Consider the following 9,124-nt stretch of genomic DNA (forward strand, 5'->3'; position numbering starts at 1 on the left):
CTAGGATTTAATGACTCCTAGACTCTGAATTTAAGCTCTTTTTATTCTTCTGTTGCTGGTTCTTTTGTATCTTCTATATTATTTTCTTGTTTATCATGGATATCATATTTGAATTCATTACCATCATGATCAATTGTGACTTCTTTTCCTTCAATTTGATTACCATCAAGTATCAATTCACTTAAATTATCTTCAACTGTTTTTTGAATTGCTCTAATTAATGGACGAGCACCGTATTCTGGATCATATCCTTCTTCGGCAATTTTTTCTTTAGCTTTATCAGTAACTACAATATTAATATCTTGTTCTGATAAACGTTTTGTTAATTTATTTACCATCATAGTCACAATTTCTTTAAGTTCATCTTTTGTTAATTTATTTACCATCATAGTCACAATTTCTTTAAGTTCATCTTTTGTTAATTTATGGAAAACAATAATATCATCTACACGGTTTAAGAACTCAGGACGGAATGAATTTTTAAGTTCTTTCATCATAGTTCTACGAATTGTTTCATAATCTTGTCCTTCAGATGCACCACCGAATCCAGCGAAACGTTGATCTTGTAGTTCTTGTGCTCCTACATTTGATGTCATAATAATAACAGTATTACGGAAATCAACTTGACGCCCTTTTGTATCAGTTAGATGTCCATCATCAAGTACTTGTAATAAGATATTAAACACATCTGGATGCGCTTTTTCAATTTCATCAAATAGGATAACAGAATATGGCTTACGTCTAACTTTTTCAGTTAATTGACCACCATCATCATGGCCTACATAACCTGGAGGCGCTCCAACTAAACGACTCACAGCATGTTTCTCCATAAATTCACTCATATCAACACGTATCATTGCGTCTTCTTCACCAAACATTGATTCAGCTAATGCACGTGCAAGTTCTGTTTTACCTACACCAGTTGGTCCTAAGAAAATGAAACTACCGATTGGACGTTTAGGATCTTTTAGGCCTGCACGTGCACGACGAACTGCTTTACTAATAGAAGTTACAGCATCGTTTTGTCCAATTACTCGATCATGTAATGTTTCTTCTAAATTAAGCAAACGATCTGACTCTGTTTCATTAATTCTAGTTAATGGAATCCCTGTCCATCCTGCAATAACTTCAGCAATATCTTCTTTAGATAATGATGTTGATTGTCCGCCTTGAGATGTCTTCCATTCATTTTTAGCATCTTCATATTGTTTTTCAAGTTTTGATTGTTTATCTCTTAAGTTAGCTGCATTTTCAAATTCTTGTGCATGGACGGCAGCATCTTTTTCATTTTTAACTTTTTCAATTTCTTGTTCAATCTCTTTTAAATTATTTGGAGTTGTGTGACTTTTTAGTCTCACTTTTGAACTTGCTTCGTCAATCAAATCAATTGCTTTATCTGGTAGGAAACGATCAGATACATAACGGTTACTTAATTTAGCAGCCGCTTCCAGTGCTTCATCAGAAATATTAATACGATGATGAGCTTCGTAGCGATCACGTAAACCTTTTAGAATAGCAACAGTATCTTCTACAGAAGGTTCATCAACTTGAATAGGTTGGAAACGACGTTCTAATGCAGCATCTTTTTCGATGTTTTTACGATATTCATCTAATGTTGTTGCACCTATGCATTGTAATTCACCACGCGCTAACGCTGGTTTTAAAATATTAGATGCATCAATTGCACCTTCTGCACCACCAGCACCAACTAGTGTATGCAATTCATCAATGAATAAAATGACATTACCTGCATGATGGATTTCATCCATGACTTTTTTCAAACGTTCTTCGAATTCACCACGATATTTAGTACCTGCCACGACTGTTCCCATATCTAGTGACATTACACGTTTATTTTTTAGCGTTTCTGGCACTTCATTATTTACAATAGCTTGTGCAAGACCTTCAGCAATGGCTGTTTTACCTACACCTGGTTCACCAATAAGTACAGGGTTATTTTTAGTTCTACGACTTAATACTTCAATAACACGTGTAATTTCTTTATCTCTACCCACAACTGGATCTAACGTACCGTCTTTAGCAATAACTGTTAAGTCTCGTGCTAGTCCATCCAATGTAGGAGTGTTGTTTGATTTATTTGCAGTTGCATTTTTAGTATTCATTTCAGGACTACCTAATGCTTTCACTACTTGTGCACGTGCTTTAGTAATATTCAAATCTAAGTTAGCAAATACACGTGCTGCTACTCCTTCATTTTCACGAATTAAACCTAATAAAATATGTTCTGTACCTACAAAATTATGATGCAATTTTCTTGCCTCATCCATTGATAGTTCAATGACTTTTTTAGCTCTTGGGGTATAGTGCAACGTACCTGAATGTTCTTGACCATGACCGATTAATTTTTCAACTTCTTCAATAACTTTATCTTCAGTAATATTAAAACTTTCAAGTACTTTAGCAGCAATACCTTCTGGTTCTTTCATTAATCCAAGTAGTAAGTGCTCAGTACCAATGTTCGAATGATTTAAACGAATTGCTTCTTCTTGTGCATGTGCTAATACACGTTGTGCGCGTTCAGTTAATCTACCAAATAACATATCGTTTACAACCTCCTAATTTGTATGTTTTCTTAATATATTTGCCCGTTTTTCATTTACAGATACGTTTTCATCTTCATCATTATATAAAAACGCAGATTGGATACTTACCATTAATTCATTAAACTTAAAGTTACTTAAATTTAAATATCCTAAATCTATGCCTAACTTAATTTCACTTAATCTATATGACGCTTCTTCCATTGATATCATACGGCTATTTTGTAATATTCCTAACGAACGATAAATACGGTCAAGCGTTTCTAATTCACTATATTGTGTTAAACGTTCACGAATTTGCATTTCTTCATTAATAATTTGTTGAACTACTTCTGTCAGCTGGTCAATAATATCTTCTTCTGTCTTACCTAATGTAAGTTGATTTGAAATTTGATAAATATGACCATAAACTTGTGAACCCTCTCCATATATACCTCGAATCGTAAATCCAAAACGATTAATTGTTTGTGCAATACGATTCATACGTTTCATTATAGATAATCCAGGTAAATGAAGCATCACACTTGCTCGCATTCCAGTCCCAATATTTGTAGGACAAGTAGTTAAATAACCTAAATCTTCATCGAAACTAATTTCTAATTGTTCATCAAGAATATCATCAATTTCTGAAGCCTTTTGATATAAATCTGTCAGAGATAAATCATTACCCATTGCTTGAATTCGTATATGATCTTCTTCATTAATCATAATACTTAAAGATTCATCGTCATTTAATAACACCGCTGAAGCTGGTTGTTTAATCAATTCTTTACTAATGAGATGTTTAGCCACTAACTTCATCTTACTTTGTTGGTCCATGGTATCTAAACGCATTAAAGATAAATTAGGTAGTGCATCTTGCACTTCATTGATTACTCTAAAACCTGCTTGTTCAGATGGAAACATTAAAGGATGAACATGATTTTCTAAATTACGTGCTAAACGAATACGCGAAGACATTACAATGGGAGATTCATCTGTTTCTTTCATCCATTCACTAATATGTGCATCCATATCATTCATCATGCTCCATCTCGCTTTCATGTTTCAAGGCTTTAATTTCATCTCTAATGACAGCTGCTTCTTCAAATTTTTGCTTTTCAATTAATATATTTAAGTAATTCGTTTTTTCTTCAATTTGTTTTTTTATTGCCAGTTTATGATGTGAAGAACGAGGCATCTTGCCTACATGTTCAAATTGTCCACCTTGTACTCGTCTTACAATATCAACAATATCCTCTTTAAATACTGCATAGCAATTTGCACATCCAAATTTACCTACATGAGCTATATCTTTCAATGTCATATTACATGTAGGACATCGTTTTTCTTCTTGAAATGCTACTTCATGAAAATTTAATCCGTGTTTAGTTGCTAAATGTTGTAAGATTTGTTTGACTACAAAGGCTTCTTCAATATCATCTTGAAACTCTGAATGTGACGCAGCATGTTCTTGTTGATTCCAAGGTTGCTCTCCTTGCGCACATTCTGAACACACCCACTTTTCAGAGGTACCATCTTTACTTTTTACTGTGAGTTTAACCTCTGCTTCATTTAAATGACAATTTTCGCAAAGCACACATAGACACCTCGCATTTCTTTATTATTTATTAATAGTAATTAATGATAGGTAATAATCGTTTGAGAATATTTGCTCTAATAATATCTCTAGAAACAACATCCATTGATAGTGTTTCACGATCAATAATCACTTGAATCATTCTTGCTTCTCTATCACTAATTAATCCTTTATCTAACAAACCATCAATTATATAATATGCTTGCTGTTGAGATATAGAAGGACCAATTAATTGCAATAGATGATTAATATAACCCGTTGCATCTTTATTTTCAATTTTCGTGATTCGGATATATCCTCCTCCACCACGTTTACTTTCTATTTCATAACCATGTTCATTTGTAAATCTCGTTTTAATAACATAGTTGAGTTGAGAAGGCACACAATCGAAACGTTGAGCAATATTAGCTCTTTGAATTTCTACCATATCTTCATTACTTTCTTCAAATAATTGTTTAATGTATTGTTCTATGATGTCAGACATGTTGTGCATGATTTACCACCCCTATTGACCTTCTTTGACTATATTATATGACCAACTTTGACCTTTTTCAACCAATTTGTTTTTTTTATTTAAAAATATTAATGTTACTTCTATTATTTTATTGTATTATATAAGATAAAGAGAATTTTAAAGGAGTAGAATCATGCATATTCTTATTGGGATCATTGGGATTATTGTCTTTTTAGCGCTGGCATTTTTATTTAGTTCAGATAAAAAGAATGTTCGTTGGCACTATGTTGGATTATTATTAATTATTCAACTTATATTCGCATTTATTCTTTTGAAAACGACTGCTGGTATTACAATTATCGGTGGTATTTCAAATGGATTTAACTATTTGTTACAAAAAGCTGCTGAAGGGGTTAATTTTGTTTTTGGAGGATTTAAATTTGTAGATCCAAAAAATCCACCATTCTTCTTTAGTGTCTTATTACCAATCGTATTTATTTCGGCATTAATTGGTATTTTACAATATACTAGAATTCTTCCATGGATTATTAATGTGTTAGGGTTCTTAATCTCTAAAATTAATGGTATGGGGCGTTTAGAATCATATAATGCAGTAGCAGCTGCGATTCTTGGCCAATCTGAAGTATTTATTTCATTAAAACAACAATTACCATATATACCTAAACAACGTTTATATACTTTAACTGCTTCTGCAATGTCTACTGTATCTGCATCTATTATCGGTGCATATTTTACATTGATTGAACCTAAATACGTTGTTACAGCGGTTGTATTAAACTTATTTGGTGGCTTCATTATTGCTTCTATTATTAACCCTTATACAGTTAATGAAGAAGATGATAAATTGCTAGTGGATGAATCAGAAACTAAAAAACAATCATTTTTTGAAATGTTAGGTGAATATATTTTAGATGGTTTCAAAGTAGCAGTTATCGTTGGTGCAATGTTAATTGGCTACATTGCAATCATTGCTTTATTAAATGGCCTTGTAAGTGGTATTTTTAGTTTAATTTCTGGCGGAGCAATCAAATGGGATTTCCAAACGTTAATTGGTTTTGTGTTTGCGCCATTTGCTTTCTTAGCAGGTGTTCCTTGGCAGGATGCAGTTAAATCAGGTTCTGTGATGGCAACAAAATTATTATCTAATGAATTTGTTGCTATGCAATCACTTGGAAGCTTGAAGGGTATTTCTGAACATGCAAAAGGTATTACGTCTGTATTTCTAGTTTCATTTGCTAACTTTAGTTCTATTGGTATCATTTCTGGTGCGATTAAATCACTTAACTCTGAAAAAGGTGATGTCGTAGCACGTTTTGGTATTAAGTTATTATTCGGTGCAACACTTGTATCATTTATTTCAGCTGCTATCGCTGGATTCTTCATTTAATAAGAAAAAGCTTGAGACTTTAATCTCAAGCTTTTTTTATTTAACTATATGTTCAATAAAATACTGAGTTATACGATAGTCATCTGTTAATTCTGGATGGAAAGACACCCCTAGGTATTTCCCTTGCTTAACAGCTACTATTTTATCACTAATAGAACTTAATATTTCTACATTATTTTCTACACTAACAATATGTGGTGCTCTTATAAAGACACCTTCTATATCTTTTGCAATACCTTTAACATCTAACTCAGCTTCAAAACTATCTACTTGTCTACCAAAGGAATTACGCGCAACAGTAATATCTAATTTTTTTAGATATCCTGTCTCACCTTCTACATCTTTTGCAAGCACAATAAGACCTGCGCAAGTTCCAAACATTGGTAAATCAGATTGTTGTAATTTTTCTTTAAAGCCATATAAATCCATAAGTCTTCTTAAAGTTGTAGATTCACCACCAGGGAGAATAAGACCATCAATTTCATCTAATTGTTCAACTTTCTTAACTGCTATACCTTCGTGACCACTTAATTCAATGTGACGAATATGTTCACGTACTGCACCTTGTAACGCTAATACACCAATCTTCATAAATTACCAACCACGCTCTTGCATACGTTCTTCTAATGAGATTTTATTTATATCTAAACCTTTCATTGCAGTTCCTAATTCAGCTGCTAATTTTCCAATTAATTCATAATCTTGATAATGAGTTGTAGCTTGAACAATAGCTTTTGCAAATTTTTCTGGAGCTTCAGATTTAAAAATACCTGAACCCACAAATACCCCATCAGCACCTAATTCCATCATTAAGGCAGCATCTTGAGGTGTTGCTACACCACCCGCTGCAAAGTTTACTACTGGTAAACGACCTTCTTCTTTAATTTGTTTTAATACATTATATGGTGCACCTAATTCTTTGGCATAAGTCATAATTTCATCGTCATTCATTACAGTTAGACGACTAACCTCAGAATTAACTTTTCTCATGTGACGTACAGCTTCTACAATATTACCTGTTCCAGGTTCTCCTTTAGTACGTAACATCGCTGCACCTTCGCCAATACGTCGTGCTGCTTCACCTAAATTACGGCAACCACAAACAAACGGTACAGTAAATTGATCTTTTCTTAAATGAAATTCTTCATCTGCAGGAGTAAGAACTTCAGATTCATCAATATAGTCTACACCCATAGCTTCTAACACACGTGCTTCTGTAATATGACCAATACGTGCTTTAGCCATTACTGGAATTGAAACAGCATTCATTACTTCTTCAACAATTTTAGGATTGGCACTACGTGCTACACCACCAGCTGCTCTAATATCAGATGGTACGCGTTCTAAGGCCATAACTGCTACTGCTCCAGCTTCCTCTGCGATTCTAGCTTGTTCAGCATTCACAACATCCATAATGACGCCGCCTTTTTGCATTTCAGCCATACCGCGTTTAACTCTTTCAGATCCTACAATTTTAGACATTTATAAAACCCCTTTTCAATTGATTAAATCCATTTTAAAATATAAACTGATGTTTAAAAAGGTACAATTTTAATAAAAAATTAGGGGTCAGATTTATGACGAAGAAAAAATCATTATATATTTCTTTATATGAAAAGCTAAAAAAACAAATTATTGAAGGTGTATATGAATCAAACGATAAATTTCCATCTAAAAGACAGTTGAGTCAACATTTATCACTTAGTCATACTACAATTGAGCATGCCTATCAGTTACTTTTAGATGAAGGATTTATATACTCAAAACCACGTTCAGGTTATTATGTTTCAGAAATTCAATCATTACCAGTAACAAATAGTTATCCTGAAATAAGTGATATATTAGAAACTGATAAGACTACACAGAAAAATACGTATCAGTATCAATTCAATTTAGCTGAAATTGATGCTGAACATTTTCCTAGCCATTTATTTAAAAGGTATGCTAAAGAAGTATTTGAAGAAGATCAACTTGCCCTTTTGAGTAAAGGAAGCGTTCAGGGAGAATTTAACTTAAGACAGCAAATTTCTCATTATTTATTTAATAGTAGAGGAGTATCTTGTCATCCAGATCAAATCATAATTGCCTCTTCAACTGAACAATTATTAAATATGGTCACTGATTTATTAAAAGATTCATCATTTATTATAGAACAACCTAGTTATCCACCAATTAAACATGTACTGGATAAGCATAGAATAAGTTATACACAAGCTAGAGTAGAAAAAGATGGAATTAATATCGATGAAGTCTTTCAAAAAAATAATGATATTTTATATATCACACCATCTCATCAATTTCCAACAGGATATGTGATGAGTTTAAAGAAGCGCACACAACTTATAAAATGGGCACAACAAAAGAAAGAACGATATATTATTGAAGATGATTATGATTCAGAATTTAGATATTTCGGAAAACCTATTCCAGCATTACAGAATTTAGATAAAAAACAAAAAGTAATATATATTAGTACATTTTCGAAATCGCTTTATCCAAGTTGTCGTATGGCATACATTGTCTTACCAAATAAACTGCTAAAATTATTCCGAGAGATGAAATATGTTGAAAGCAATACTGTGCCTGTACATCTACAACATATGGTAGCACAATTTATGGCAACTGGTAGCTTTGAACGTCATCTTAATAAAATGAGAAGAATATATAAAAATAAATTAACTTTTATTTTAGAAAAACTAACACCATATAAAGGACAATTGAAAATTGAAGGCGCACTAACAGGAATGCACTTCACACTTGTAGTTAAAAATAATTTAACATTAAATGAATGCATAAAAAGAACGAAAAAATGCAATCTTAAATTAACGCCTTATCCTTATAGCAACAAAAAAGCACAACCTCCTACCTTCTTAATTGGCTTTGGAGGTATCCCAGAAGAAAAATTAGAGAAGCATGTTAATGCGCTTATTAAAGCACTTACTGTTTAAATAGAAGAAATAAGTTCTGACTCATTTTGGATTGGTAGTCATTGAACGTGAACTTTTTTAAGAAAGTCACTATGCTAGCAATCCTTAGTGTATATTCATTTAGTCATCTTTTAATTAGTTATATATAGATATATATTTTAAAATAAAAAAAGAGACCTCACGGTCTCAATATCA

8 protein-coding genes are annotated in these 9,124 nt (G+C 32.4%); 2 read left to right on the plus strand and 6 right to left on the minus strand.

Annotated elements, in window-relative coordinates:
• Positions 1 to 41: 41 nt before the first annotated feature.
• Genes HMPREF2930_RS02285 through HMPREF2930_RS02300 form a run of 4 tightly spaced genes read right to left on the minus strand, consistent with a single transcriptional unit; the run spans position 42 to position 4,633 of the window.
• Entirely contained in the window at positions 42 to 2,561 is a 2,520-nt protein-coding gene (locus HMPREF2930_RS02285) for an ATP-dependent Clp protease ATP-binding subunit (protein ID WP_070597225.1), read from the minus strand.
• 15 nt (positions 2,562 to 2,576) lie between these two features.
• Positions 2,577 to 3,584, minus strand: a complete 1,008-nt coding sequence (locus HMPREF2930_RS02290; RefSeq protein WP_017175302.1) for a protein arginine kinase — start codon at positions 3,582 to 3,584, stop codon at positions 2,577 to 2,579.
• Entirely contained in the window at positions 3,577 to 4,140 is a 564-nt protein-coding gene (locus HMPREF2930_RS02295; protein WP_017175301.1) for a UvrB/UvrC motif-containing protein, read from the minus strand. The genes HMPREF2930_RS02290 and HMPREF2930_RS02295 overlap by 8 nt, the downstream gene beginning before the upstream one ends.
• A 31-nt stretch (positions 4,141 to 4,171) precedes the next feature.
• Positions 4,172 to 4,633, minus strand: a complete 462-nt coding sequence (locus HMPREF2930_RS02300; protein ID WP_002449017.1) for a CtsR family transcriptional regulator — start codon at positions 4,631 to 4,633, stop codon at positions 4,172 to 4,174.
• Positions 4,634 to 4,787: 154 nt separating this feature from the next.
• Between HMPREF2930_RS02300 and HMPREF2930_RS02305 the strand changes: the two genes are divergently transcribed.
• Positions 4,788 to 6,002 carry a NupC/NupG family nucleoside CNT transporter gene (locus HMPREF2930_RS02305; RefSeq protein WP_017175300.1) on the plus strand — a complete coding sequence of 405 codons (1,215 nt, stop codon included), beginning with the start codon at positions 4,788 to 4,790 and terminating at the stop codon, positions 6,000 to 6,002.
• A 36-nt stretch (positions 6,003 to 6,038) separates the two neighbouring features.
• Here the strand turns inward: HMPREF2930_RS02305 and pdxT are convergent, their stop codons facing one another.
• Together pdxT and pdxS are read right to left on the minus strand one after the other, a co-directional pair.
• Positions 6,039 to 6,593, minus strand: coding sequence for a pyridoxal 5'-phosphate synthase glutaminase subunit PdxT (pdxT, locus tag HMPREF2930_RS02310; protein ID WP_017175299.1), 555 nt, complete (start codon positions 6,591 to 6,593; stop codon positions 6,039 to 6,041).
• A 3-nt stretch (positions 6,594 to 6,596) separates the two neighbouring features.
• Positions 6,597 to 7,484, minus strand: coding sequence for a pyridoxal 5'-phosphate synthase lyase subunit PdxS (pdxS, locus tag HMPREF2930_RS02315; protein WP_017175298.1), 888 nt, complete (start codon positions 7,482 to 7,484; stop codon positions 6,597 to 6,599).
• Positions 7,485 to 7,579: 95 nt separating this feature from the next.
• On the opposite strand from pdxS, the gene HMPREF2930_RS02320 reads away from it, so the two are divergent.
• Complete coding sequence (locus HMPREF2930_RS02320) at positions 7,580 to 8,950, plus strand: MocR-like pyridoxine biosynthesis transcription factor PdxR (RefSeq protein ID WP_017175297.1); 1,371 nt, start codon at positions 7,580 to 7,582, stop codon at positions 8,948 to 8,950.
• Positions 8,951 to 9,124: the final 174 nt, after the last annotated feature.

Source organism: Staphylococcus sp. HMSC068C09 (genome assembly GCF_001813735.1).
GTDB classification, from domain to species: Bacteria; Bacillota; Bacilli; order Staphylococcales; family Staphylococcaceae; genus Staphylococcus; species Staphylococcus hominis.